This is a genomic window from Streptomyces sp. NPDC001415 (assembly GCF_053597395.1).
The window spans coordinates 63,340-88,465 of sequence record NZ_JBSFIE010000022.1; the positions used below are offsets into that span (position 1 = coordinate 63,340).

General features: G+C 71.7%; 26 protein-coding genes. 20 read left to right on the top strand and 6 right to left on the bottom strand.

All coding sequences use genetic code 11. The features are described 5' to 3' along the window. The first annotated feature begins 30 nt into the window (after positions 1–30). From ACWC2B_RS25945 to ACWC2B_RS25985, 9 genes are all read left to right on the top strand, one after another. Positions 31–885: an ACP S-malonyltransferase gene (locus ACWC2B_RS25945; protein ID WP_450720533.1), complete on the top strand. Its 855-nt coding sequence runs from the start codon at positions 31–33 to the stop codon at positions 883–885. A 99-nt stretch (positions 886–984) separates the two neighbouring features. Further along, complete coding sequence (locus ACWC2B_RS25950) at positions 985–1,785, top strand: thioesterase II family protein (protein ID WP_450720535.1); 801 nt, start codon at positions 985–987, stop codon at positions 1,783–1,785. A 232-nt stretch (positions 1,786–2,017) separates the two neighbouring features. Further along, on the top strand, positions 2,018–3,178 hold the full coding sequence (locus ACWC2B_RS25955) for an AfsA-related hotdog domain-containing protein (protein WP_450720537.1): 1,161 nt from the start codon (positions 2,018–2,020) through the stop codon (positions 3,176–3,178). Continuing rightward, a complete protein-coding gene (locus ACWC2B_RS25960; RefSeq protein ID WP_450720539.1) occupies positions 3,175–4,272 on the top strand; it encodes a beta-ketoacyl-ACP synthase III in 1,098 nt (365 codons plus the stop codon). The genes ACWC2B_RS25955 and ACWC2B_RS25960 overlap by 4 nt, the downstream gene beginning before the upstream one ends. Then, on the top strand, positions 4,269–4,412 hold the full coding sequence (locus tag ACWC2B_RS25965) for a hypothetical protein (protein ID WP_450720541.1): 144 nt from the start codon (positions 4,269–4,271) through the stop codon (positions 4,410–4,412). Before ACWC2B_RS25960 ends, ACWC2B_RS25965 begins: the two co-directional genes overlap by 4 nt. After that, positions 4,409–4,666: an acyl carrier protein gene (locus ACWC2B_RS25970; protein WP_450720543.1), complete on the top strand. Its 258-nt coding sequence runs from the start codon at positions 4,409–4,411 to the stop codon at positions 4,664–4,666. Before ACWC2B_RS25965 ends, ACWC2B_RS25970 begins: the two co-directional genes overlap by 4 nt. Then, positions 4,666–5,907 carry a beta-ketoacyl-[acyl-carrier-protein] synthase family protein gene (locus tag ACWC2B_RS25975; RefSeq protein ID WP_450720545.1) on the top strand — a complete coding sequence of 414 codons (1,242 nt, stop codon included), beginning with the start codon at positions 4,666–4,668 and terminating at the stop codon, positions 5,905–5,907. The genes ACWC2B_RS25970 and ACWC2B_RS25975 overlap by 1 nt, the downstream gene beginning before the upstream one ends. A 64-nt stretch (positions 5,908–5,971) precedes the next feature. Then, positions 5,972–7,666 (top strand): 3-hydroxyacyl-CoA dehydrogenase NAD-binding domain-containing protein, encoded by a 1,695-nt coding sequence (locus ACWC2B_RS25980; RefSeq protein WP_450720547.1) that lies wholly within the window; start codon positions 5,972–5,974, stop codon positions 7,664–7,666. 32 nt (positions 7,667–7,698) lie between these two features. Beyond that, entirely contained in the window at positions 7,699–8,925 is a 1,227-nt protein-coding gene (locus tag ACWC2B_RS25985) for an MFS transporter (RefSeq protein ID WP_450720549.1), read from the top strand. A 225-nt stretch (positions 8,926–9,150) separates the two neighbouring features. Here ACWC2B_RS25985 and ACWC2B_RS25990 read toward each other — a convergent pair whose 3' ends face one another. Further along, the gene (locus tag ACWC2B_RS25990) at positions 9,151–9,924 is read right to left on the bottom strand and encodes a VOC family protein (protein ID WP_450720551.1); all 774 of its coding nucleotides are present in this window, start codon (positions 9,922–9,924) and stop codon (positions 9,151–9,153) included. Between the two features lie 211 nt (positions 9,925–10,135). Between ACWC2B_RS25990 and ACWC2B_RS25995 the strand changes: the two genes are divergently transcribed. Further along, complete coding sequence (locus ACWC2B_RS25995) at positions 10,136–10,984, top strand: sulfurtransferase (protein WP_450720553.1); 849 nt, start codon at positions 10,136–10,138, stop codon at positions 10,982–10,984. A gap of 184 nt (positions 10,985–11,168) precedes the next feature. On the opposite strand, the gene sepH is transcribed toward ACWC2B_RS25995, so the two are convergent. Beyond that, the gene (gene sepH / locus ACWC2B_RS26000) at positions 11,169–12,212 is read right to left on the bottom strand and encodes a septation protein SepH (protein ID WP_450720555.1); all 1,044 of its coding nucleotides are present in this window, start codon (positions 12,210–12,212) and stop codon (positions 11,169–11,171) included. Positions 12,213–12,711: 499 nt separating this feature from the next. Between sepH and ACWC2B_RS26005 the strand changes: the two genes are divergently transcribed. Next, entirely contained in the window at positions 12,712–13,677 is a 966-nt protein-coding gene (locus ACWC2B_RS26005; protein WP_450720557.1) for a hypothetical protein, read from the top strand. 7 nt (positions 13,678–13,684) lie between these two features. Here ACWC2B_RS26005 and ACWC2B_RS26010 read toward each other — a convergent pair whose 3' ends face one another. After that, positions 13,685–14,998, bottom strand: a complete 1,314-nt coding sequence (locus ACWC2B_RS26010) for a D-arabinono-1,4-lactone oxidase (RefSeq protein WP_450720559.1) — start codon at positions 14,996–14,998, stop codon at positions 13,685–13,687. Beyond that, positions 14,964–16,205, bottom strand: coding sequence for an MFS transporter (locus ACWC2B_RS26015; RefSeq protein WP_450720561.1), 1,242 nt, complete (start codon positions 16,203–16,205; stop codon positions 14,964–14,966). The genes ACWC2B_RS26010 and ACWC2B_RS26015 overlap by 35 nt, the downstream gene beginning before the upstream one ends. A gap of 207 nt (positions 16,206–16,412) precedes the next feature. Here ACWC2B_RS26015 and ACWC2B_RS26020 point away from each other — a divergent pair, with 207 nt between their 5' ends. Both ACWC2B_RS26020 and ACWC2B_RS26025 read left to right on the top strand, forming a co-directional pair. Continuing rightward, positions 16,413–17,570: a ferrochelatase gene (locus tag ACWC2B_RS26020; protein ID WP_450720563.1), complete on the top strand. Its 1,158-nt coding sequence runs from the start codon at positions 16,413–16,415 to the stop codon at positions 17,568–17,570. A gap of 48 nt (positions 17,571–17,618) precedes the next feature. Continuing rightward, complete coding sequence (locus ACWC2B_RS26025; RefSeq protein ID WP_450720565.1) at positions 17,619–18,419, top strand: inositol monophosphatase family protein; 801 nt, start codon at positions 17,619–17,621, stop codon at positions 18,417–18,419. Positions 18,420–18,545: 126 nt separating this feature from the next. Here ACWC2B_RS26025 and ACWC2B_RS26030 read toward each other — a convergent pair whose 3' ends face one another. Beyond that, positions 18,546–18,716, bottom strand: a complete 171-nt coding sequence (locus tag ACWC2B_RS26030) for a hypothetical protein (protein WP_189965484.1) — start codon at positions 18,714–18,716, stop codon at positions 18,546–18,548. A 345-nt stretch (positions 18,717–19,061) separates the two neighbouring features. Here ACWC2B_RS26030 and ACWC2B_RS26035 point away from each other — a divergent pair, with 345 nt between their 5' ends. The 4 genes from ACWC2B_RS26035 to ACWC2B_RS26050 all read left to right on the top strand — a co-directional run bounded on the left by ACWC2B_RS26035 (position 19,062) and on the right by ACWC2B_RS26050 (position 22,671). After that, positions 19,062–19,715 carry a response regulator transcription factor gene (locus tag ACWC2B_RS26035; protein ID WP_053725484.1) on the top strand — a complete coding sequence of 218 codons (654 nt, stop codon included), beginning with the start codon at positions 19,062–19,064 and terminating at the stop codon, positions 19,713–19,715. A gap of 5 nt (positions 19,716–19,720) precedes the next feature. Then, positions 19,721–20,959, top strand: a complete 1,239-nt coding sequence (locus ACWC2B_RS26040; protein ID WP_450720568.1) for a sensor histidine kinase — start codon at positions 19,721–19,723, stop codon at positions 20,957–20,959. Positions 20,960–21,352: 393 nt separating this feature from the next. Next, complete coding sequence (locus ACWC2B_RS26045; protein ID WP_053725482.1) at positions 21,353–21,649, top strand: DUF4193 domain-containing protein; 297 nt, start codon at positions 21,353–21,355, stop codon at positions 21,647–21,649. Positions 21,650–21,660: 11 nt separating this feature from the next. After that, the gene (locus ACWC2B_RS26050) at positions 21,661–22,671 is read left to right on the top strand and encodes a hypothetical protein (RefSeq protein WP_450720570.1); all 1,011 of its coding nucleotides are present in this window, start codon (positions 21,661–21,663) and stop codon (positions 22,669–22,671) included. A gap of 12 nt (positions 22,672–22,683) precedes the next feature. Here ACWC2B_RS26050 and ACWC2B_RS26055 read toward each other — a convergent pair whose 3' ends face one another. Then, complete coding sequence (locus ACWC2B_RS26055) at positions 22,684–23,142, bottom strand: DUF3093 domain-containing protein (RefSeq protein WP_450720572.1); 459 nt, start codon at positions 23,140–23,142, stop codon at positions 22,684–22,686. A 57-nt stretch (positions 23,143–23,199) separates the two neighbouring features. Between ACWC2B_RS26055 and ACWC2B_RS26060 the strand changes: the two genes are divergently transcribed. Genes ACWC2B_RS26060 through ACWC2B_RS26070 form a run of 3 tightly spaced genes read left to right on the top strand, consistent with a single transcriptional unit; the run spans position 23,200 to position 25,089 of the window. After that, positions 23,200–23,784: a PaaI family thioesterase gene (locus ACWC2B_RS26060; RefSeq protein WP_450720574.1), complete on the top strand. Its 585-nt coding sequence runs from the start codon at positions 23,200–23,202 to the stop codon at positions 23,782–23,784. Further along, complete coding sequence (gene dut / locus ACWC2B_RS26065) at positions 23,781–24,314, top strand: dUTP diphosphatase (RefSeq protein ID WP_450720576.1); 534 nt, start codon at positions 23,781–23,783, stop codon at positions 24,312–24,314. Before ACWC2B_RS26060 ends, dut begins: the two co-directional genes overlap by 4 nt. Position 24,315: 1 nt before the next feature. Then, the gene (locus tag ACWC2B_RS26070) at positions 24,316–25,089 is read left to right on the top strand and encodes a DUF3710 domain-containing protein (protein ID WP_450720578.1); all 774 of its coding nucleotides are present in this window, start codon (positions 24,316–24,318) and stop codon (positions 25,087–25,089) included. Positions 25,090–25,126: the final 37 nt, after the last annotated feature.

Here is a 25,126-nt window from a genome sequence, read left to right on the forward strand (position 1 = left end):
GGCCCCGACCCAGCAAGGATCACCTCTCACATGACACGCGTCCTGATGTTCCCCGGCCAGGGGGCTCAATTCGTAGGAATGGGACGGGAGTTGTTCGCCCGCTTTCCCGATCTTGAGCAGGAGGCCGACGACATCCTCGGCTACTCCGTACGGGAGCTGTGCCTCACGGACCCGGAGGGCCGGCTGGGCCGGACCGAGTACACCCAGCCCGCCGTGTACACCGTCAACGCTCTCAGCCATCGTGCGGGACTGGCCGAACACGGCCTGCCGGACGTGGCGATCGGGCACAGCCTGGGGGAGTACAACGCGCTGGAGGCGGCGGGGGTGTTCGGGTTCGGCGACGGCCTGCGGCTCGTGGCCGCGCGGGCCCGCGCCATGGCGCGCGTCGCCGGGGGCGGCATGGCCGCCGTGGTGGGTCTGGACGACGCCGTGCTCCGCCTGGTGCTCCGCAGGGAGGGCTTCACCGACGTCGCGGCGGCCAACTTCAACACCTGGGACCAGACGGTGATCGCGGGCCCGGTGGCCGATCTGGAGCGGGCCGCCCCGGTGCTGCTCGCGGCGGGTGCCCGGATGGTGCGCCGGCTGGATGTCAGCGGCTCCTTCCACACCCGCCACATGGCCGCCGCGGCCCGGGAGTTCGCCTCGGTGCTCCGGGCGGTGGCCCTCGACGCGCCCCGGTTCCCGGTGATCTCCAACCGGCACGCGCGGCCGTACCCGGACGCCGGCATCGCCGACGTACTGCTCGAACAGATCGACCACCCGGTGCTGTGGCGGCAGACCGTCGAGGGGCTCCTCGGCGAGGGAGCCGAATTCCGCGAGGCCGGGGACAGCACGGTGCTGACCCGCATGCTGCGCGCCACCCGGCGGGAGCTCGCGGCGGCCTGAGCGCCCGTGTCCGAACCCCGTCCGGATCAGACACAGGCTCTGAGCCGGGCCGCCACGCGCCCCGGCATCCCCACCCACCCCTGCGGACGAGGAACCGTCATGACACAGCCCACCCTCACCGACACGGCGGCGCACGGCGGCGCCGTCGTCCGGCCCCGGCCGGTCGCCGACCCCGCACTGCGGGTCTTCCTGCTGCACCACGCGGCGGGTTCGCACCTCGTGTTCAACGACTGGACCGAGCACTTCCCGGCGGACTGGGAAGCCTGTGCGCTGGAAGCGCCGGGCCGGGGGCAGCTCGGCCATGTGCCCCCGTACCGCGATGCCCGGGAGCTCGCCGCCCACCTCCTCGACGCGGTCACGGACCTCCTGGACCGCCCGTTCGCGCTGTTCGGGCACAGCATGGGGGCGCTGGTCGCCTATGAGATGGCCGCCCAACTCGCCGACCGCGGGCTGCCCGAGCCGGTCTGGCTGGGAGTCTCGGCGTGCGAGGCCCCCTACGACGCCGTACCCTCCGACGGCCGTCCGCTGCACCTGCTGCCGGACGCCCAACTGCGCGCGGCACTGGGGCGGATGGGCGGCATGCCGCCCGCGGTCCTGGCGGACGACGACCTCTGGGCGCTGTTCGAGCGCCGGGTGCGCGCCGACTTCAGCGTCGTCGAGACGTGGCAGCCCCGCACCGGAAGGCCGGACGTACGGGTCCCGCTCTCGCTCTTCGGCGGCGACCGGGACCAGGTCGTCCCCCTGGACCAGTTGGAGGCCTGGGCGGACGGGGCCGAGCACTTCGCCGGCCAACACCTCTACCCAGGCGGGCACTTCTACTTCGAGGGCCGGGCGGCCGCGGTCGTCGCGCAGCTGGTGCAGGACGTCCGTGCGGCGCTGGGGCGGTCGGCGTCCCTCTGAAACCAGTCGGCGTCCCTCTGGAAAATCGCTCACAGAGCTCCATGAACCACACGGCCGCGTGTGGTTCATGGAGCTTTCACATTTCCCGGCCGATATCTCTCGTATATGTCTCGCATGTCTCTCGTGAGTGCGGAGCGGTTACATCAACTCGGCAAAAATCAGGGAAAGTTCGGCAACTGTGCCTTGCGTTACACGGAAGGAACAGGGTTGACGGTCGCGTTGGCGCGATGCCATGATCGTAATGCGCGAAAGAGAAGTTCCGTATTGCGGAACCGGCCGGAGCGGTTACTGGGGAAGGCGACTTTCCTTTCAGGGCGTTCCGTGGCTGCGCGACGATCTGTCCAAACCCTCTTCCTATGTGGGCGGTTGGTGTAGGAAATTGCATTTCATGGCCTCTGTGGAGGACCGCGTCGGCACGGGTGAACTGCCCGCGCTGGATCGCTGGGCACTCCCGGAAATCTTCCTTACCGGTGTGCGGAAGATGGACGAACAGGAATATCTGGCAACGGCAAGAACACCGGCGGCGCATCCGTACTTCACGGATCACCGGACGAAAACCATCGATCCCCTCTTCCTTCTCGAATGCTGCCGCCAGGCCGGTCCGTACGGCGGCCGTGAATTCATCGGAATCGACCCGGACGGCAAGTTCCTGCTGCATTCGTGTTCGTTCCGGCTGCCCGGTCTCGCATCCTCGGCCGCGGTGCCGGGCGAATCCCCGGCCGAAGTCGCCCTGGCCGTCGATGCCGGACCCCGCCGGAATTCCCGCGCAGGCGCGCGCAAGGTCTCGTACGCCTTCGACATGACGCTTCCGTCCGGGCGTCTGGGCGCGGCGCGCATGGATGTGCGCCATGTCTCGCACGAGCTCTACGACACCCTGCGCGGGCGGCGGAACGCGGCCACGGCACTTCCCGCGGCGTCCCTGACGCCCGTCGCGCCGTACCTCGTCGGCCGCACGCGGGCGTCGAACGTCGTCCTCGCGGACGTCGTGGTCGATGCGGGACTGGGTGAGGCACGGGCCGCACTGCGGCTTCCGGCCGACAACTCCAGCCTGTTCGACCGGAGTTATGACCACGTGCCCGCCATGGTCCTGATCGAGGCGGCCCGTCAGCTCTGCCTCGGTTCCCGCGCCGAGACCGTCGGCGGACCCGAGGAGTGGACCACGCTCGTCGGAGCCGACTTCTCCTTCCACCGTTTCGTCGAACTCGATGCCCCGGTCGCGGTGCGACTCGCCTCCCGGACCCGCGCGGACGATCACGGCATGGCCGGAGCGCTGCCCGAACTCCACTCCTTCCAGGTCGAGTTCGAGCAGTACGGCGAAGTCGCGGCAGTGGGGCGCACCTGGACCACATCCGTCAGGACGGCCGCGTCGGCCGGACGAAAGGAGATGCCGTGAGCCGCGCCGCGGTCCTGTGCGGGCTCGGTGGCTGGGTACCCGCGAAGGCGGTCGCCAACAGCACCCTGGCCGAGCAGCTCGACACCACCGACGAATGGATCCGCACCCGCACCGGCATCCGGCAGCGGTTCGTGATCGACCCGGGGCAGGCCACCTCGGACCTGGCGGTCGAAGCCGGCCGCAGGGCACTGGAATCGGCCCACCGCACCCAGGAACACGGCGGCACGGACGGCGGCCCCGCGCCGGACGTGGATCTGGTCGTCCTCGCGACCAGCACCCCGGACCACCCCTGCCCGGCCACCGCGCCCGTGGTGGCGCGGCGGCTCGGTCTCGCGGGAGTCGCCGCCTTCGACGTGGGCGCGGTCTGCACGGGGTTCGTCTACGCCCTGGCCACCGCGTCCTCCATGATCACCGCGGGCCTCGCGCAGCGTGCCCTCGTCGTCGGCGCGGACACCTTCTCCACCATCCTCGACCCGGTCGACCGCACCACGCGCGCCATCTTCGGTGACGGCGCCGGAGCCGTGGTGCTCCGCGCCGGCCGCCCGGACGAGCCGGGCGCGCTGCTCGGCTTCGACCTCGGCAGCGACGGCGCCGGCGAGGAGCTGATCACCGTACGGGCCGGAGGTTCCCGGCAGCGTTCCACCGGGCTCCCCGCCCCCGCGGGCGACGAGTGGTTCTCCATGCGGGGTCGCGAGGTGTTCACCCGGGCCGTCCTCAGCATGAGCAGGTCCGCCCAGGCGCTGCTCGACCGGATCGGCTGGCGCGGTGACGAACTCGACCGGATGGTGGCCCATCAGGCGAACGTCCGCATTCTGCGCGCGGTCGGCGAGCAACTCGGCCTCGCCGAGGACCGATTGGTGGTCAACCTGGACCGGGTGGGCAACACCGTGGCGGGATCCATCCCCCTCGCCCTCGCGGACGCGGCGGCCTCCGGCGACCTGCGGCCCGGCCGGCGCGTGCTGCTCACGGGCTTCGGCGGCGGCCTCACCTGGGGCTCCGCGGCCCTGCGCTGGCCCGACCTCAAGGTCGAACCGGTGCCGGGCCTGGACAGCGACGAGCCCGCGGCCGCGGCCGCACCGGGCACCCGGCCGTGACCACGACCTCACGCACCACGGCGCGCACCACCGCGCCCAGCTTCACGCCGGGCTTCCCGCACCACTCCCCGCACGACCTCAGCCACGACAAAGAACGACAGCAGCCGGCCCTGACCCGGCAGACAAGGACGACGACATGACCAGCCCCACCTCCGCTGCCGCCCTCAAGTCCCGCATGGTTTCGATCCTGCGCGAGAAGTTCGGGCTCCCCGAGGACGAGGTCCTCTCCGGTGCGACCTTCGACGAGCTCGACATCGACTCGCTCGTCCTCGTCGAACTGGGCCTGATCCTGCGCAAGGAACTGGGTGTCGAGATGGCCGAAGGCGACCTGAAGGCCTCCTTCCGCATCGACGACGCCGTGGCCGCCGTGGAAGCGAAGCGGGCGATGGTGTGATGCCCGGGTCCAGTGCACGGGCCGACCGGACCATCGCGATCAGCGGCATCGGCCTGGTCACCCCGGCGGGCATCGGGGCCGAGGCCAACTGGGAGCGCATCCGCTCCGGCGTCTCCGCCGCGGCCACCGACCCCGAACTCGCGGGCCTGGCCGTCGACTTCTCGTGCCGGGTGCCGGGCTTCGACGCCAACGCCCTGCTGGGGCGGCGTACCGCCTGGCGGCTCGACCGGTTCGTCCAGCTGGCCATCGTGGCCGCCCGGCAGGCCGTCGCCGACGCGGGCCTCGACCAGGAGACCTGGGACAGCACCCGCGTAGGCGTGGTCATCGGCAACTCCCTGGGCGGCACCGCCACGGTCGAGGCGCAACACCGCACGTACTACGGCGGAGCGCCCGACGAGGTGTCCGCGCTCATGATCCCCATGGCCATGGTCAACATGGTCGCCGGATACGTCGCCATGGACCTGCGCGTCCACGGACCGAGCCTCGTCACGGCGACGGCCTGCGCATCGGGTGCCTCCGCCCTCGGCGTCGCGCGGGACTGGCTGGCCGGCGGGGTGTGCGACATCGTCGTCGCCGGCGGTACGGAGTCGGCCATCAGCCCGGCGACGCTCACCGGTCTCTCCAGGATGGGGGCCCTGTCGGCCCGCCGGGACGACCCCGCCACGGCGTCACGTCCGTTCGCCGCCGACCGGGACGGATTCGTCGCCGCCGAAGGCGCCGGAGTGCTCGTGCTGGAACGCGCCCGCGACGCCGAGGCCCGAGGGGCGCGCGGCTATGCGCATCTCGTGGGATTCGGCGCCTCCTCCGACGCCCACCACGCCACCGCCCCGGACCCGGACGGCACCGGTGTGACCCGCGCGCTGCGCACGGCTCTCGCCGACGCGGGTGTCGCACCCGACGAGGTCGACCACGTCAACGCCCATGGCACGTCGACGCCGATGAACGACCTGACCGAGGCCCGCGCCCTGCACCGGGTCTTCGGCTCCCGGCCGGCCGTGACCTCGACGAAGGGCGTCACCGGGCACACCCTCGCCGCGGCCGGCGCGGTGGAGGCGGCCTACACGGCACTGGCCCTGCGCCACGGCGTGGTCCCGCCGACCGCGAACGTGCGGACGCTGGACCCGGAGGTCGCGGTGGACGTCGTCACCGGCGGGGCGCGGACGAAGCCGCTCCAGGTCGCGGTCAGCACCTCGCTCGGCTTCGGCGGCCACAACGCGGCGCTGGTCCTCACGGCCGCCTGACAGAACAGCACCGCCGCCTGACAGAACAGCACCGCCGCCTGACAGAACAGAAGGGAAGACCCATATGACAACGGGGGACATCGGTACGGCCGCGGTCGTTGGACTCGGCGGCGCCGGAGCGGAGTTGGCCCGGGGACTGTCCGGGGCGGGCGTTCCCACCGTCGGCGTCGAGGCGGACGCGGCGGCCGCGGCGCGCCGCCGTGGACAGTTCGCGGGGACGGACGTCCACGTCACGCACGACCTCCGGGAAGCGGGCGCCGCGGACGTGGTCATCGAGGCGGTCCCCGATACCGGGTCCGCCAAGCGGGCCGTACTCGCCGACATCGCCCGGCACGGCCGGCCCGATGCGCTGGTCGTCACCACGGCGCTCACCGCCACGGCCGCCGAACTCGCGGAAGCGGGACGGCCGGATCTCCTCGCGCTGCGCTTCCTGGACGCCGAGCACCTCACCGCCGTCGAGGTGGCAGCGGCACCGGGAGCCACGAGCCGGAGCGCGACGGCGTTCGGCGACCTGCTCCAGCAGGCCGGGCTGAAGGTCCATCAGGTTCCCGACCGGCCCGGATCCATCGCGCCGGCCCTGGTGTTCGGCATCCTCAACCAGGCCGCCTGGATGCTCCATGAGGGCCGTGCGGGCATGGAGGAACTGGAGACGGCGGTACGGCTCGGCTGCGGCTGGGCGCGAGGACCCCTGCGGATCCTGGACGGGATCGGCCTGGACACCGCGAAGGACGTCCTCGATGGGCTGCACCGTCGTCTCGGCCCGCGCTTCGAGCCCGCCCCCGTGCTCGGCCGGCTTGTGGGGCGCGGCGACCTCGGCAGGAAGTCGGGCCGCGGATTCCACGACTACCGGACAGCGCCTCCGAAGCAGCCGGCCGGTCCCGGGCCGTCGTCGCTGCCGGTCGGCACGAGCACGGTCGCCGTCGTCGGATCCGGCACCATGGCCACCGGCATCGCCGAGGTGTTCGTGCGGGCCGGCTACCGGACCGTGCTGGTGGCCCGCACCGAGGCCAAGGCGGCAGCGGCGGCCGAGGCGGTCGAACTCGCCCTGCCGGGCGGGGGCGCGGCGCCCGAGCAGACGCGCGGCCGGCTGACGAGCACCGCGGACCGCTCCGTGCTCGCCCGTGCCGATCTCGTGGTCGAGGCCGTGATCGAGGACCGCGACGTCAAACGCGGGCTCTTCGCCGAGCTGGGCGCGGTGTGCAAGCCGCTGGCAGTCCTGGCGACGACCACCTCCAGCCTGCCGGTACGCGAGTGCGCCGAGGCATCCGGCCGCCCCGGCGAGGTCGTGGGCCTGCACTTCTTCAACCCGGCCCCGATGATGCCGCTGGTGGAGGTGGTACGGAGCGAGCGCACCGGCGAACGGGCGCTGGCCATGGCCCATGACGTCGTCCGGCGGCTCGGCAAGACCGGCGTGGAATGCGCCGACCGCACCGGCTTCCTCGTCAACTACCTGCTCTTCCCCTATCTGAACGACGCGCTCACCCTGCTGCACCGCGACGTCGTCGGCCCCCAGCTCCTCGACGGGGTGGCGAAGTCCGTCGGCGGCCAGCCGATCGGCCCCACCCGGCTCCTCGACACCGTCGGCGCGGATGTCGCGCTCGCCGTGCAACGGCGCCTCCACGAGGACTACGGGCGGGCGGACTTCGCGCCGCCGCCCTTGCTGGAGGAACTGGTCACGACCGGACACCTCGGTCGCAAGTGTGGGTGGAAGGGAGTACGGGCCTACCTCGCCGCACGAGAACTCGACGCCGTCGCATGATCCGCGGGACCACCCGCAGAGAGACAGAACCCATGAGCACCGACCATGTCCGCACCGCGGCCGAAGCCCTCCAGGCCGCCGCACGGCCCAGGCCCGCCGCGGCCTGGACCGTCACCTACCTCCTGTTCGTGGTGATGCTGAGCGGCACCCTTCCGACCCCGATCTACTCCCTCTACGCGCAGAAACTGGGTCTGACGCCCCTCGTCATCGCCCTGGTCTTCGCCGCGTACGCGGGAGGAATCCTCGTCGTGCTGCTCCTGTTCGGAGGACTGTCGGACCAGATAGGCCGCCGCGCCACCCTCGCTCCCGCGCTGGCTCTGACCGTGCTGAGCTGCCTGACGTTCACGGTCCTTCCCACCCTGCCGGGAATCGTGGCGGGGCGGGTCCTGTCGGGCCTCTCGGTCGGGCTGACCATGGGCGCGGCGACCGCCTATCTGGGTGAGCTGCACCTGAACCGGGCGAAGGCCGCCCTGATCGCCTCGGTGACGGGCATGGCCGGCCTGGGCTGCGGCCCCCTGCTCTCCGGGATCCTCGTCCAGTACGTTCCCCACCCGCTGGTCACGCCGTACCTGGTGCTCGCCGCGATGGCGCTGCCCGGTCTCCTGCTCGTACGGCTCCCGGAGACCGTGACCCGGGGACGGCTGAGCATCCGGCCGCAACGCCTGGGCATCCCGGCCGACATGCGCCCGCTGTTCACCGCCGCGGCGGCCGCCGCCTTCTGCTCGCTCGCCGTGCTCGGTCTGCTCTCCGCGCTGACGAGCCGGTTCCTGGCCGAGGGCCTGCGCATCACGAGCTCCGTGACCGTCGGAGTGGTGGTCCTCTGCGCGTTCGGTGCGGCCGGCCTCGCCCAGATCGCCACGGCCCGCGTCGCCCCGCACACCAGCGCCGTCGCCGGCATGGTGGCCGTGCCCCTCGGGCTCGTCCTCATCGTGGCGGCCCTGCCGGCCTCTTCGCCGATCCTGTTCCTGCTGGGCTCCGCGCTGAGCGGCGCCGGCGGTGGCACGGCCTTCAAGGCGGGGCTCGCGCTGGTGACCCGGCACGCGCCGGCCGCCCGGACCAGCGAGGTCGTGTCCGCCTACTACGTGGGCGCCTACCTGGGGATGGCGGTTCCGGCGATCGGCGTCGGGCTGCTGGTGACCGTCACATCGCTGACCACCGCGGCAGCCGTCTTCGCCGCCGTCGTGACCGTGCTGGCCGCCGTGAGCATCACCGCCACCGCGGCCACCCGGCCCGGGCGCCGCACTCCGAACGCCGGCTGAGCCACTCAGCGGGAGCGCGGGGCGCGCGTGCGGCGGTTGTCGGCCGAGCGGCACGAAAGTCCACCAAAGGACGCGGGCCCCGTCCCAACCAACTCGCTGCTCCTGGCTCAACTCATCGCGTTCCTCGGCCAGTTGACCTTCGCCGGCATGCGCGAGGCGTTCCCCGTCCTGGCCGGACACCGGCTCGGCCATCCCCAACTCACGTGCGGGGCAGGGGAGTTGGGTTCATCCATACGAACGTACGAGGGTGAAGACCGCGCCCTCGGGGTCGGCGACCGTCGCGAGCCGCCCGCTCGCGCCCTCGCGCGGCTGCTGGAGGATCTGCCCGCCCAGGTCGGCGACCCGTAGGGATGCCTCGTCGACGTCCGCGACCTCGAAGTACGTCATCCAGTGCGCGCCCTTGTCGCGCGGCAGGGCGTTCCCGACGCCGTGCAGCGAGGCGACCGGGCGGCCCTCCAGTTGCAGCGTCACATAGTCGAAGTCGGCCGACACGACGGCCTCCACGTCGTAGCCGAACACCGCCTGGTAGAACTTGCCGACGGACGAGGTCTCGCGCGTGACCAGCTCGTTCCAGGCGGGGGTGCCGGGCGCGCCCGCGACGGCGGAGCCGACGTGCGCACCGGCCTGCCAGATCCCGAACACCGCGCCCACGGGGTCGGAGGCGATCGCCATCCGGCCCGCGTCGCCCGCGTCCAGCGGGCCGACGCCGACGGTGCCGCCGCAGTGCCGGATCGTCTCGGCCGTCGCGTCCGCGTCGTCGGTCGCCAGATAGGTCGTCCACGCGATCGGCAGATGCCGGTCGGAGGGCAGCTGGCCGATTCCGGCGACCTCCTTGCCGTCGAGCAGCGCGCGGACGTACGGGCCGAGCTGCTGCGGGCCGGGCCGGAACTCCCAGCCGAACAGTGCCCCGTAGAACTCCTGGGTCGCGGCCAGACCGTGCACCATGAGACTCACCCAGCAGGGCGTGCCAGGTGTGCGCCGGGTCTCCGACTGGGTCATCGTCACTCTCTCCTCGGCCGTCGCCATACTGCTGCTCACAGGTGCGGTTCGGGAACCTGCGCACCCGGGCCGATGCTTCCACCACCAGCGCCGCAGAGCGCCCCGGCCGCGCCGCATTTGGCGCGTTCCCGCAGGAGGATGCCCGTTTTGGGGCCGCTCATCCTTTTCCTGGGCGTTACGTTCCCGGTGGACTCTGCGCAAGGATGAGTCCATGAATGCCATCATCTCCGCACCCGAACTCGCGGCCGAGTCGGCCGGGCCGAGGCCGCCGGTGCTGCTCGACATCCGCTGGCAGCTCAGCCTGGCGAAGGCCGCCGGCGAGCCCGCGTTCGACGGCCGGGCCGAGTACGAGGCCGGGCACCTGCCCGGCGCCGTGTTCGTCGACCTCGACGCGGAACTGGCCGGACCGCCCGGATCCGGCGGCCGTCACCCGCTGCCGGACGTGGCCGAATTCGGTCGGGTCATGCGCCGGGCGGGCGTGTCGGCCGGGACCCCGGTCGTCGTGTACGACGGCGGGCAGGGCTGGGCGGCCGCCCGCGCCTGGTGGCTGCTGCGCTGGACGGGCCACCAGGACGTCCGCGTCCTCGACGGAGGCCTGGCCGCCTGGACGGGCGGGCTCTCCACCGAGATCCCCACCCCCGCCGAAGGTGACTTCCAGCCCGAGCCGGGCGCCGTCAAGCTCCTCGACGCGGACGGGGCGGCGGCGCTGGCCCGCTCCGGACTGCTGCTCGACGCCCGTGCGGGGGAGCGCTATCGAGGAGACGTTGAGCCGATCGACCGGGTCGGCGGACACATCCCGGGCGCCCATTCGGCGCCGACCACCGAGAACGTGGGCCCGGACGGCCGCTTCCTGCCCGCCGACGAACTCGCCGCCCGCTTCAAGGCCCTTGGCGCCTCGGGCACCGAGGTGGGCGTGTACTGCGGCTCCGGAGTCTCGGGCGCCCATGAGGTACTGGCCCTGGTGGTGGCGGGCATCCCGGCGGCGCTGTACGCGGGTTCATGGTCGGAGTGGTCATCGGACGAGTCCCGCCCGGTGGCAACGGGGCCGGACCCGCAGTAGCGGGTAGGCGGCACCCCGCGCCTTCAGGGGCGCGGGCCTGTCGGGGGTCCGCACGCGTGATGCATGCGGACCCCTGTCGCATACTGCGGGCGCCCAGGGTGCTGGAACTGCCCGACCAGCCACGGACGGCCCGCAGCCGAACAACGAGCCGTGCGAGCCAAGCCCGGCAGAACGCTTGGTTCGGCTAGTCCTGCTTCTTCCTGCGCGTCCCGAACACAATCTCGTCCCAGCTGGGGACAGCGGCGCGCCGCCCGGGCCGCACCCCGTCCGCCTCGGCCTGCCGATCGGTGGTCCCGGTGAGCCGGTCCCGATGACCGGCCACCGTGCGCGGCATCAGAACATCCGCGTAGGCGGAACCCGCACCCGCCGAAGCGGCCGGCGCGGGCGGCTCCTCGACCTCCGGCTCGGCGGCCGGTTCGGTCTCGGGCGGCTCGGGCGGAGCCGTCGGACGCTCCGGGACGACCATGTCGCCACGGAAGCTCGGTACGGCTTCGAGCAGGCTGGTCAGCGAGTCGCTCTCGTCCGCCACCGGCTCGGGCGGCGGCGCCGGACGCTCCAACTGCCGGTCCAGGGCGCGGTCCAGAGGCCGGTCCCGGGGGAGCCGGGCGATCCGGGGCACGAACGGGAAGCTCGGCTCGGGAACCGTGGTGATGGTGTCGTCGGACTCGCCGATGAGCGAGCGGGCCTCGTCGTCGACGGCCTGCACGAGTCGGCGCGGCGGGTCGTAGGTCCAGCTCGCGGAGTGCGGCTCGTCCGCGACCAGGTACACGAGCAGGACTTCCCAGGTGCCGTCGTCGCGGCGCCAGGAGTCCCACTGGACGCTGTCCTTGTCGGCGCCGCGCAGCAACAGCCGTTCCTGGACGGCCTCGCCGAGCTGGGGGCCGGTGTTCTCGCCCGGACGCCGCACGGGAGTCTTCCGCGCCCGCTCCGCCATGAAGGCGCGCTCGGCGAGGACGGGGCCTTCGAAACGGCGTACGCGGTCGACCGGAATGCCGGCGAGCTGGGCGACCTCCTCGGCGGAGGCACCGGCTCGTATACGCGCCTGGATGTCGCGCGGGCGGAGATGGCTCTCCACCTCGATCTCGATCTGTCCGAGGCGGGCTCGGTCGTTGCGCACAGCGGCCCGGAGCCGCTCGTCGATCGGAAGCGTGTACTCCGTGCTGTCCGCAGCCTTGAGCACCAGTCGTGTGCCGTCGTTGGAGACGGCCACGACACGCAGTTCGGGCATGGGGACCTCCCGGGTGGTGCCTGCCGACGTCACGTGCGTCGCTGCTTCCGCTAGTCGAGTGTGGCCTGCCCGGGTGCAGCCTGCCACAACATTGCCGAGTTGCCCGGCGTGTCGGGCATGGGCCCTGGAACGCCGTTATGGCACGGTTACCTTTTCGCAACGCAGAGTGACCGACATGGTCACTCTGTGCAGCAGGCGCCCGTGCGGTGCCGCGGCGCCGCCGGTTCGAGTGCCGCGTTTGGCCCCCTCCCGCAAGTCCCGGATACCCGTGTGGGACCCGGGGCCCAGGGCTCGCCACAGTACTCCATTCGGGCCACCGGGGTGGACCGGCACGCCGCCGAAGTTCTCGCGGGATACGGGAGTTGGACCCGCCGTGAAGCCTTGGTCAGTGGTCCGTACGTGTCTTGCTTCACATAATCGCCGGAAACGGAACTATTCCTTTCGCTCAAATGTCCTTTCTCTGTGCAAGACGGACTAGAAGGGCGAGCAGAGGCTGGGAATGGGTGACAGGCCGGACACCGGGACCGAAGAGAAGAAGCGCATCGACCTGAGCGTGCCTCAAGTCGCGGGCAGCGCGCTCGCCGCGGTCACCGCCGCGGTGCTCGCCTCCCAACTGGGCGTGTACGGGACGTTCCTCGGAGCCGGCGTCGTGAGCGTGGTCGCCACCTGCGGCGGCACTGTCTTCCAGCACTTCTTCAAACGGACCGGCGAACAGCTGCGCGAGGTCACCGTCCAGGCCAAGGCCGGCTCGCGCCAGGTGCCGGCGGTCTCCCCTTACAAGGGGGCGCAGGACGAGACCACGGCGTTGCCGCAGGCCGACGCGGACCGCACCCAGCTGCTGAAGTCGCTCGACGGGGCGACCACGATGCTGCCCCAGGCCGACGCCGACCGCACCCAGCTGATCAAGTCGGTCGACGAGACCCGGCTGTTGCCGTCGACCGCCCGCCCCGCCAAGGAGTTCAACGAGGCGACCGTCCACGGCACCCGGCTGCGCGGATGGAAGCGGCCGGTGCTCGCGGCGGCCGTCGTCTTCGGGGTGTCGATGGGCGGCATCACCGCGTACGAGCTGGTCTCCGGAGGTGAGGTCGGCGGCAACGGCACCGGGACCACGCTCACATCCGTGCTCACCGGCGGTTCCGAGAAGCAGCAGAAGCCGTCCGCGCCTTCGGACACCGGCGACCGGCGCAAGCCCTCGCCGGGCACCGGCGGTTCGTCGTCGCCGGGCACCAGCGGCGGCGGCACGACCGGAGGGGACTCGTCGAGGACCAGCCCCTCGCCGACGCCCTCCCCCTCCAAGTCCACGGATTCGGGCTCGGGCTCGGGCTCGGGTTCGGGTTCCGGTTCCGGCTCGGGCGGTACGACGCCTACGCCCACGCCGTCCACTTCGAAGGGCTCCGGATCCGGGAGCGGTACCGGCGAGCCGGCCACCCCGGCCCCGAAGTCCGGCGAGAGCTCCGCCCCGTAGGCGCGGATCAGTCGCCGAGGATGCGCCGCAGGTAGGCGTTGCCGAAGCGGCGCTCCGGGTCGAGCCGGTCGCGCAGCGCGGTGAACTCGGCGAAGCGCGGGTAGACCTCCGCGAAGTAGGCCGCGTCGCGTGTGTGCACCTTGCCCCAGTGCGGCCGGCCCGCGTGCGCGGTCATGATCCGCTCGACCGCGGTGAAGTACGCCTGATACGGCGTGCCCTTGTACATGTGCACGGCTATGTACGCGGTCTCGCGCCCCGAGGCGGTGGACAGCGCGATGTCGTCGGCGGGCGCGGTGCGGACCTCCACCGGGAAGCTGACCCGCAGCGGGGAACGCTCCACCAGCGCCTTCACCTCGCGCAGCGCCCCGATGACGGCCTCGCGAGGCAGGGCGTACTCCATCTCCACGAACCGCACCCGGCGCGGGCTTGTGAAGACCTTGTACGGAATGTCGGTGTATGTGCGGGCGGACAGCGCCCGGCTGGAGACCTTGGCGATCGACGGGATCGTCGCGGGCACGGCCCGGCCGAGCGAACACACCACCTGGAAGAGGCCGTTGGACATGAACTCGTCCTCGATCCAGCCGCTCAGCCTTCCGGGCGGGGCGGCGGGGCCCGCGCTGCGGTTGTTGCGCTTGGTGTTGCAGTTGCCGGTGTGCGGGAACCAGTAGAACTCGAAGTGCTCGTTCTCCGTGAAGAGTTCGTCGAAGTCGGCGGTGACCTTGTCGAAGGCCATCGGCTCCTCGCGGGCCGTGAGCAGGAAGACCGGCTCCACGGCGAAGGTGATCGCGGTGACGACGCCGAGCGCGCCGAGCCCGATCCGGGCCGCCGCGAAGACCTCGGGATTCTCCTTCTCGGAGCAGGTGAGCAGCGAGCCGTCGGCCGTGACCAGCTCAAGTCCCTTGATCTGGGCGGCGATTGAAGCCGAGTCGCGGCCGGTGCCGTGCGTTCCGGTGCTCGTCGCACCCGCCACCGTCTGCTCCATGATGTCGCCCATGTTGGTGAGCGACAGGCCCTCCCTGGCGAGCGCCGCGTTCAGCCGTTTCAGGGGGGTGCCGGCCTCCACGGTGACGGTCATCGCGGCGCGGTCGAGCTCGCGGATGCCGGTCAGCAGGTCGGGACGTATCAGCACGCCGTCGGTGGCGGCGGCCGCGGTGAAGGAGTGGCCGGTGCCGACCGCCTTCACGGTCAGGCCGTCCTCGGCGGCCCGGCGCACGGCGTCGGCGAGTTCGGCCGCGGAGGCCGGGGAGACTTCCCTCGTCGGCCGCGCGGTGATGTTCCCCGCCCAGTTACGCCAGGTGCTGCTGCCGTTCGCTCCGCTCATCTGCTTCGAGCCCCTCCCGATGCGTCACCGGCCTGCGAAGCCGGCGGTACCCCAGGAACGCCACCGCTGCCGCGAGCGTTCCCGACACGCCGGACACCAGGTACCCCGCCTCGGCTCCCGCCGCGTCCACCACCCAACCTGCGGCGGAGGAGCCGAGGGCCACACCGACCGCGAGCCCGGTACTGGTCCAGGTCATGCCCTCGGTGAGCTTGCTGCGCGGTACGTGCTGCTCGACGAGGGCCATCGTCGTCACCATCGTCGGCGCGATGGACAGGCCCGCGACAAAGAGCGCCACGGCAAGGAACGGCAGGTTCCCGGCCAGTTGGAGCGGGATCATACTCACCGCCATCGCGCAGACACCCACCAGCCACCTGCTCGACGCCGCGCCCTTGAGGCGCAGCAGCCCGAAGACGGCTCCCGCGATGCACGAGCCGAGGGCGTAAACGGCCAGCACCAGGCTCGCCATCGCCTTGTGTCCGCGCTCGTCGGCGAAGGCCACGGTGACCACGTCGACCGAGCCGAAGACGGCGCCGGTGGCGACGAACGTGGCGACCAGGACCTGGAGTCCGCGCGAGCTCAGCGCGGAGCGGCCGCTGTGGTGCTCGTGCGGATGCGGTACGGGTTCGGTGCCGCGCTGGGCGGTCAGCGTGAAGACGCCGGCCACCAGGAAGCACGCGGCGATCAGCGGCCCCGCCTCGGCGAACCAGGCGGTGGAGAGCCCGATGGACAGGATCGGCCCCAGGATGAAGCACAGCTCGTCGACGATCGACTCCCACGAGTACGCCGCGTGCAGGTGCTGGGCGTCGCCGCGGTAGATCTCGGCCCAGCGGGCCCGGACCATCGAGCCGACGCTCGGCACGCAGCCGGCGCCCGCCGCGAAGACGAACAGGGTCCAGTCCGGGGCGCCCTGCTGGGCGCAGAGGAGCAGCCCGGCGACGGCGGCGACGGCGATCAGGGTGGCCGGACGCAGCACCCGCCGCTGGCCGTGCCGGTCCACGAGCCGGGATATCTGGGGGCCGACCACGGCGGCCGACATGGCCAGCGTCGCCGAGAGCGCGCCGGCCAGGCCGTAGCGGCCGGTGAGCTGGGACACCATGGTCACGACGCCGATGCCCATCATCGACAGCGGCATCCGCCCGAGCAGCCCGGCGGCGGAGAACCCCTTGGTGCCGGGGGCGGCGAATATCGCGCGATAGGGACTGGGCAACGGGGGCTCCGGGATCCGGCGTGACGCGTGTAATTAATTTCTAAAGCTTACGATGCTGAAGTCGACCGGCGCACCGCCTTTTCCGGCTCGTGTCCGGCTCGTTCTCCTCGAAAGCCGGCGGCGTTCTCCGGCCCGCATTCCTCGATGATCCCCCGGATCCTCCGGCTCGGTTCAGCCGCTGTCAGAGGCGGATGGCAGGATCGAGTCATGTCCGAACTGCGCGATCCAGCTCACGGAGCGGCCGCGGCCGCCGCCCCGTACGACGCCCTGCTGCTGCTCTCCTTCGGCGGCCCCGAGGGTCCCGACGACGTGGTCCCGTTCCTGGAGAACGTGACGCGCGGCCGCGGCATCCCCAAGGAGCGGCTCAAGGAGGTGGGGCAGCACTACTTCCTGTTCGGCGGGGTGAGCCCCATCAACGAGCAGAACCGCGCGCTGCTCGACGCGCTGCGCAAGGATTTCGCCGAGAACAGCCTGGACCTGCCGGTCTACTGGGGCAATCGGAACTGGGCGCCCTACCTCACCGACACGCTGCGCGAGATGGTGGCCGACGGCCGCCGCCGCATCGCGGTCCTCACCACCAGCGCGTACGCCTCGTACTCGGGCTGCCGGCAGTACCGCGAGAACCTGGCGGAGGCGCTCGCGACGCTGGCGGCCGAGGGGCTCGACCTGCCGAGGGTCGACAAGCTGCGGCACTACTTCAACCACCCCGGCTTCGTCCGCCCCATGATCGACGGCGTCCTGAAGTCGCTCGCCGAGCTGCCCGAGGACGTCCGCGCGGGCGCCCACCTCGCCTTCACCACGCACTCCATCCCCACGACCGCGGCCGACACCTCGGGGCCCGTCGAGGAGCACGGCGACGGCGGCGCGTACGTCCGCGAACACCTCGACGTGGCGAGGGCCATCGCCGACGCGGTCCAGGTCGAGACCGGCGTCGAGCGGCCCTGGCAGCTCGTCTACCAGTCCCGCTCCGGCGCCCCGCACATCCCCTGGCTCGAACCCGACATCTGCGACCACCTGGAGACGCTGCACGGCGAGGGCGCCCCGGCCGTCGTCATGGTCCCCATCGGCTTCGTCTCCGACCACATGGAGGTCCTGTACGACCTCGACACGGAGGCAACGGCCAAGGCCGCCGAGCTAGGCCTGCCCGTGGCCCGCTCCGCGACCGTGGGCGCCGATCCGCGCTTCGCCGCGGCCGTGCGCGAGCTCGTCGTCGAGCGGGCCGCCGCCGAGCGCGGGCTGCCCGCCGAGCGGTGCGCTCTCGGCGCGCTCGGCCCCTCGCACGACCTCTGCGCGGTCGGCTGCTGCCCGGCCGCCCGAGGCGGAGCCAAGCCCGCGGCCGCCGGCGCAGACAGCCCGTACGCGTAAGAGCCCGTGTCCGAACCCCGTCCGGATCCGGGCCGTAAGGGAGCACCCATGACCGACCCCCTGCACCGCGAACTGCTCGGCCTCGCCCTGGAGGCCGCCCGGCGGGCCGGCGAGCTGCTGCGCGACGGCCGCCCGGCCGACCTCGCCGTCGCCGCCACCAAATCCAGCCCCATCGACGTGGTGACCGAGATGGACATCGCCGCCGAGAAGCTGATCACCGGCTATCTCTCCGAGCACCGCCCGCACGACGGATTCCTCGGCGAGGAGGGCGCCTCCAGCGAGGGCACGAGCGGCATCCGCTGGGTCATCGACCCGCTCGACGGAACCGTCAACTACCTTTACGGGCTGCCCACTTGGGCCGTCTCCATCGCCGCCGAACAGGACGGCGAGCGGGTCGCGGGCGTGGTCGCCGCCCCGATGCGCGGCGAGACCTACCACGCCGTCCTCGGCGGCGGCGCGTTCGAGGGCGAGCGCCCGCTGCGCTGCCGCCCGCCGGCCCCGCTGTCCCAGTCCCTGGTCGCCACGGGCTTCGCCTACGTCCAGTCCGTACGCGCCCACCAGGCCGAGGTGGCCCAGCGACTCATCCCGCGGTTCCGCGACATCCGCCGCAGCGGCTCGGCGGCGATCGACCTGTGCGACGTGGCGGCCGGTCGGCTCGACGCGTACTACGAGCGCGGCCTGAACCCCTGGGACCTGGCGGCCGGTGACCTGATCGCCCGCGAGGCGGGCGCGCTCACCGGCGGCCGCCCCGGCACGCCCCCGTCCCGCGAGCTGACGATCGCCGCATCCCCGGAGCTCTTCGGCCCCCTCCAGTCGCTCCTTGAGGAGTACGGGGCCTGGCACGACTGAGCGCGCCGGGCGCAGCCGTCGGAGCCTGTGTCCGGTCCGAACTCGGTCCGGACCGGACACAGGCTTTTCAGACATGACGAAACCCCGGCGCCGTCCCGTGGCGCCGGGGTTTCCTGGTGGGTGGGGTCAGAGCGCCGCGGCTACCTCGACGCCGTGCTCGGCGGCCAGACGACGCAGGTCGTCCAGCTCTGCCTGCTCGACGTCGGCGAGGAAGTCGTCGCCGGTTTCGCGCGCCCGTGTGAGGTCGGTTTCCGTGGTCCTGATGCGCTGCAGAAGTCCTGCGGTGAAAGCGTCCATGGTGCGCCCCCTCGTCGTGGGTAGGTGGCACAGGGGTGTGCCGACGGTGGGTCGCGACCACGACACGAGGATGTGGCATGCCACATACAGGGCGTGATCGCGGGGTGTGCATTCGTCCTCCCCAAGCCCACTCTCAAAGAAACCTCAACTGCCGCGCCAATCCTGTCCATTCCCGCGCCGCCCACCTCCCCCGGCCGAAAAGCGCAGGTGGGCGCCCGGCCCCGGTCGGGCACCGTCTTACCGCCGGTTTATGGGCGTAAGGGGCAGGATGGAAGCTCACAGTCACTGGTTCAGTGCACAGATCTGCCCGCGAACGACGCGGGTCCCTAGGGAAGGAAATGCGCCGTGCGCGTACTCGTCGTCGAGGACGAGCAACTGCTCGCCGATGCGGTGGCCACCGGACTGCGCCGGGAGGCCATGGCCGTCGACGTCGTGTACGACGGCGCCGCGGCCCTGGAGCGCATCGGCGTGAACGACTACGACGTGGTCGTGCTCGACCGGGACCTCCCGCTCGTCCACGGCGACGACGTCTGCCGCAAGATCGTCGAGCTGGGCATGCCCACCCGTGTCCTGATGCTGACCGCGGCCGGCGACGTCAGCGACCGCGTGGAGGGCCTGGAGATCGGCGCGGACGACTACCTGCCCAAGCCGTTCGCCTTCACCGAGCTGACCGCCCGCGTCCGCGCGCTCGGCCGGCGCACCACCGTGCCGCTGCCGCCCATCCTGGAGCGGGCCGGCATCAAGCTGGACCCCAACCGCCGCGAGGTCTTCCGGGAGGGCAGGGAGATCCAGCTCGCGCCCAAGGAGTTCGCGGTCCTGGAGGTCCTCATGCGCAGCGAGGGCGCGGTCGTCTCGGCCGAGCAGCTCCTGGAGAAGGCATGGGACGAGAACACCGACCCGTTCACCAACGTCGTGCGCGTCACCGTCATGACGCTGCGCCGCAAGCTCGGCGAGCCCCCGGTGATCGTCACCGTGCCGGGCTCGGGTTACCGGATCTGACGGCGATGGCCGCCACTCCCGCGCCGCCGACGGCGCCCCCGAAGCCCACCTGGGCCCCGAAGTCCGCCGAGCCGCCCTTCCCGTGGCTCAGGCCCACCATCCGCATACGCCTGACGCTGCTCTACGGCGGCATGTTCATGATCGCGGGGATACTGCTCCTCTCGATCATCTACCTGCTCGCCGCCCAGGCCCTGCACGCGGGCAGCACCCCGTTCAAGATCGTGGACGGCCAGAACATCACGGTCTCCAGCGGCAGCTGCCAGCTCCCGGACCGGGGCACCCCGCAGAACTTCAACGACGCCATCAGCGCCTGCATGGCCCAGCAGCGCCAGCACGCCCTCGACAACCTCCTGAGCCGCTCCCTGCTCGCCCTCGTCGGCCTCAGCGTCATCGCCTTCGCCTTCGGGTACGCGATGGCCGGCCGCGTCCTGTCACCGCTCGGCCGGATCACCCGGACCGCCCGCCGGGTGGCCGGCACGGACCTGAGCAGGCGCATCGAGCTGGACGGCCCCGACGACGAGCTCAAGGAGCTCTCCGACACCTTCGACGAGATGCTGGACCGCCTGGAGCGGGCCTTCACCGCGCAGCAGCGGTTCGTCGCGAACGCCTCGCACGAGCTGCGCACCCCGCTCGCGATCAACCGCACGCTCCTTGAGGTCCACCTCTCCGACCCCGGCGCCCCGGTGGAGCTCCAGCAGCTCGGCAAGACGCTGCTCGCCACCAACGAGCGCAGTGAGCAGCTCGTGGAGGGCCTGCTGCTGCTCGCCCGCAGCGACAACGAGATCATCGACCGCAAGCCGGTCGACCTCGCCGAGGTGGCGTCCCGCGCCATCGACCAGGCCAGGAGCGAGGCCGACGCCAAGGGCGTGGAGGTCCGCGGCGAGCGGGGCCCCGCGGTCGTCCAGGGCAACGGCGTACTCCTGGAGCGCATCGCCCTGAACCTGGTCCAGAACGCCGTCCGGTACAACATCCCGGAAGGAGGCTGGGTCGAGGTGGTCACCGAGCTCCGGGACGGCCACGCGACGCTGCTCGTGACCAACACCGGCCCGGTGGTCCCGGCGTACGAGATCGACAACATCTTCGAGCCGTTCCGGCGGCTGCGCACCGAGCGCACCGGCAGCGACAAGGGCGTCGGCCTCGGCCTGTCCATCGCCCGGTCGGTCGCGCGGGCTCACGGAGGCCGTATCATCGCGGAGCCCCGCGAAGGCGGCGGCCTCGTGATGCGTGTCACCCTGCCGGTCTGAGACGCTGCTCGAAGCTGTCGTGACAGTTCGCTTTGCGCGGAATTTTCGGGACCTGTTCCTGTGATTTTCGTGTGTGATCAGTCACAAAGGCAAACATCCAGCCACCTACTCTCCGTGATCACTAAATCCCCTGGAAACCCGGTAAAAGTCCGGGTTTCCAGGGGGTGAGATCACGGGAAGTACACGGGGTGGCGCTGGTGAAGTGCGACATTAGGACCGTGTACGGTCCCGATCGCCATCCAAGACGATCACTCTTGAGGAGTGCGGTTGGGTGTCGATTGAGTAACAGACCTTGATGTGAGGCAAAATCTCCGCCTCAGGTCGGGCACAAGTCCGGCCTCTCACGCGTTACGTGCGCTGAGACACCGCAACCACCCAGAGGGGGAGAGCGACATGGCAACGGACTACGACACCCCACGCAAGACCGATGACGACGTCGATTCCGACAGCCTTGAAGAGCTGAAGGCCCGGCGCAACGACAAGTCCACCTCGACCGTCGACGTCGACGAGTACGAGGCCGCCGAAGGCATGGAACTGCCCGGCGCGGACCTGTCCAACGAAGAGCTCGCCGTGCGCGTCCTGCCGAAGCAGGCCGACGAGTTCACCTGCATGAGCTGCTTCCTCGTGCACCACCGCAGCCAGCTGGCCCGGGAGAAGAACGGCCAGCCGATCTGCCGCGACTGCGACTGAGCAGGCCGGCTGTGGCAGGCGCGAAACCGTCCCGGAAGCGACCGTTCCGGAGGAAGGGTGCCCCGGGTTCCACCGAGGCACCACAGGGCGGCAGGGGCCCGGCAGAAGGCGTGGAAGACCCCGCCGAGCCGGACCGCCTCCCTGCGGTGAGCGCTGCCAACGGTGCACGTGACGCCGAGCGGGGCCACCAGGCCTCGCTCGAAGCAGCCGTCACGGCACCGGACACGGCACACAAGGCGGGGCCCGCGGCCGGGGCCCGACGCCTGGACGCCCTGCGCAAGGGCGCTCTCGACAAGGGCATTCCCGCCCTGAAGAAGAGCGTTCCGGTGCTCAAGAAGGGCGTACGCAAGGGCGGCGAGGGCATGAAGGCCTCGCTCGGCCACCTTGCCGACCGCATTATCGAAGTCGCCCCCCGCATTCCCGTGCGGGATCTGGCGACCCTGCGCGCCCATTTCCCGGGCCTCGGCCCGGAGGAGATCGCCGACAAACTGATCGCGGGCGCCGCCAACGGCACCTCCACGGTCGGCGCGGGAATCGGCGCGGCCGCGATGCTGCCCGTACCGCCCGCGATGCCCGCCGAGCTGGCCGCGGAGATCACCGGCGTCGCCGCCATCGAGCTGAAGCTCATCGCCGAGCTGCACGAGGTCTACGGAATGCGGCCGCCCGGCACGCTCAAAGAGCGCTCCATGGCCTATCTGACGTCGTGGACCGAGGAGCGCGGCATCGACGTCACCAAGCCGACGTCGCTCAATTTCGCGCTCGGCGGCCAGATGAAGCGCGAGCTGCGTCAGCAGATCATGAAGCGCATGGTCCGCAATCTGCCGAACCTGACGCCGTTCATGGTCGGCGCGGCCGTCGGCGCCGTGATGAACCGCCGGGACACCAAGAAGCTCGCCGGCCACATCCGCAAGGACCTGCGCGAGCGCCAGGTGCCCTGGGACGCGCTGCCCGAGCTGCCCGCCCTGGAACAGCCGGACAACCCGCTCCCGCAGGGCAAGACCCCCAAGGAACTCGGCCGCTGAAGGCCGGGATCCTCAGCCGGCGCGGACCGCGTTCAGGGCCGCCTTCAGCGCCTCGGGGTCCCGGGTCGACAGATAGGCGTACGGAGTCGGGTCCGCCGGGTCGGTGATCTCCACCTTTACCGCCGTCGGGATGTAGGCCCGCAGCAGCATGAACGCACGCGGATCCGCCTTGTGCAGCCGCCAGGCCCGCGCCTCCTCGGCGTCCAGGACCTCGGGCTCGCCCAGCGCCCTGACCGGGATCCGGGCCTCGCCCGCGACCAGGGTGTCCGGGAGAACCCGGATCCGCACCGACCCGTACGAACTCACCACCACCCAGGACGCGGCGGTGCCGCCGACGAAGCCGGCCAGCATCGGCAGGGTGCCCACCGGCAGCAGCATCAGCGCGCACGCGACGCCGACGAGGACGGAGATGAACCACCACGACCGGGGCGCGGTGAGGCGTTCTGCGTACTGCGGGGCATTGGGCTGCATGAAAGCTAGCTTGGCACGGCGCGACCTGCGCCTTGACCGCGGGTAAGGTCTGCGGCTGTGACTGCTACATCTGCGTCCCTGACGCCCCCGGCCGACGCCATAGCGCCGGTGCGGCACCCCGAGGCGCCCGCACCCGGCGAGCTGCTCGGTGCGCACTACGGGCACTGCTTCGGCTGCGGCGACGGACAGCCCCACGGACTGCACCTGGCCGCGCGGGCCGGCGAAGGCGTGACCGTCACCGCCGAGTTCACCGTGCGGGAAGCCCACCAGGGAGCCCCCGGCCTCGCCCACGGCGGGGTGCTCGCCACCGCGCTCGACGAGACGCTCGGCTCGCTGAACTGGCTGCTGCGGGTGATCGCGGTGACCGGCCGCCTGGAGACGGACTTCGCCCGCCCGGTGCCGGTCGGCACGGTCCTGCACCTCCAGGCCGAGGTCACCGCGGTGGCCGGCCGCAAGATCTACTCCCGGGCAACCGGCCGCATCGGCGGCCCCGAGGGACCGGTGGCGGTCCGTGCCCAGGCCCTCTTCATCGAGGTGAAGGTGGACCACTTCATCGACAACGGACGCCCGGCCGAGATCCAGGCCGCGATGTCCGACCCCGACCAGGTCAGGCGCGCCCGCGCCTTCGAGGTGAACCCGTGACGCGTGAACCCGTAGATGTCCTCATCCGCCGTGTCGACCCGGAGGTGCCGATCCCGGCGTACGGGCACCCGGGCGACGCCGGAGTCGATCTGGTGACCACCGACGCGGCCGAGCTCGCCCCCGGCGAGCGGGCGGTCCTGGCGACCGGGGTCTCCATCGCGCTGCCCGACGGGTACGCGGCCTTCGTGCACCCCCGCTCGGGTCTTGCCGCCCGCTGCGGTGTCGCCCTGGTGAATGCCCCGGGGACGGTGGATGCCGGGTACCGTGGGGAGATCAAGGTGATCGTGGTCAACCTCGACCCTCGCGAGAGCGTTCGGTTCGAGCGTTTCGACCGCATTGCCCAACTGGTCGTCCAGCAGGTCGAGAAGGTGCGCTTCCACGAGGTGGCGGAGCTTCCCGGCTCGGCGCGGGCCGAGGGGGGCTTCGGGTCCACAGGCGGTCATGCCGCCGTGGACGGTTCGGCCGCCGGTGGCGGCACAACGGGTGGGAATCGATACGCTTCGGTCGTATCCGACCGGGAAGGACAGTAACGTGTTCGGACGTCGCAAGAAGAGCGGTACTGCCGAGGACTCGGCGGGCGAGGCCGAGCAGGTTGTCGAGGGCACCGAGGCCGACGCCGACGGAGCCGGTGACGCGGGCCAGGTGCGCAGGGTGAACCTGCCGCCGGCGCCCCGCCCGGACGGACCCTGGGACCTCTCCGAGGTCAGCGAGCCCGGCGAGGGCCGGGTGGATCTCGGCGGACTCTTCGTCCCCGGGGTCGAGGGCATGGAGCTGCGGGTCGAGGTCGCGGGCGACGCGATCGTGGCGGCCACGGTCGTGCTGAACGACAGCGCGGTCCAGCTGCAGGCCTTCGCGGCACCGAAGAAGGAAGGCATCTGGGGCGAGGTCCGCGAGGAGATCGCCTCCGGCATCACCCAGCAGGGTGGCGTCATCGACGAGGTCGAGGGCCCGCTGGGCTGGGAGCTGCGCGCGCAGGTCCCGGTGCAGCTGCCCGACGGCACCAACGGTGTCCAGCTGGTGCGCTTCGTGGGCGTGGACGGCCCGCGCTGGTTCCTGCGCGGTGTCATCTCCGGCCAGGGCGCGGTGCAGCCGCAGGCCGCCGGGCTGCTTGAGACGATCTTCCGCGACACCGTGGTGGTGCGCGGCGAGGGCCCGATGGCGCCCCGCGACCCGATCGTCCTGAAGCTGCCCAACGACGCGCAGATGGTGCCCGACGGCGTGCAGCAGGAGGACCAGGAGGGCTCGCGCTTCTCCGGCGGCATGGGCCAGCTCCAGCGCGGCCCCGAGATCAGCGAGATCCGCTGACCTCAGCCACTTCCCGATGGGCCGCACTCCCGGACAG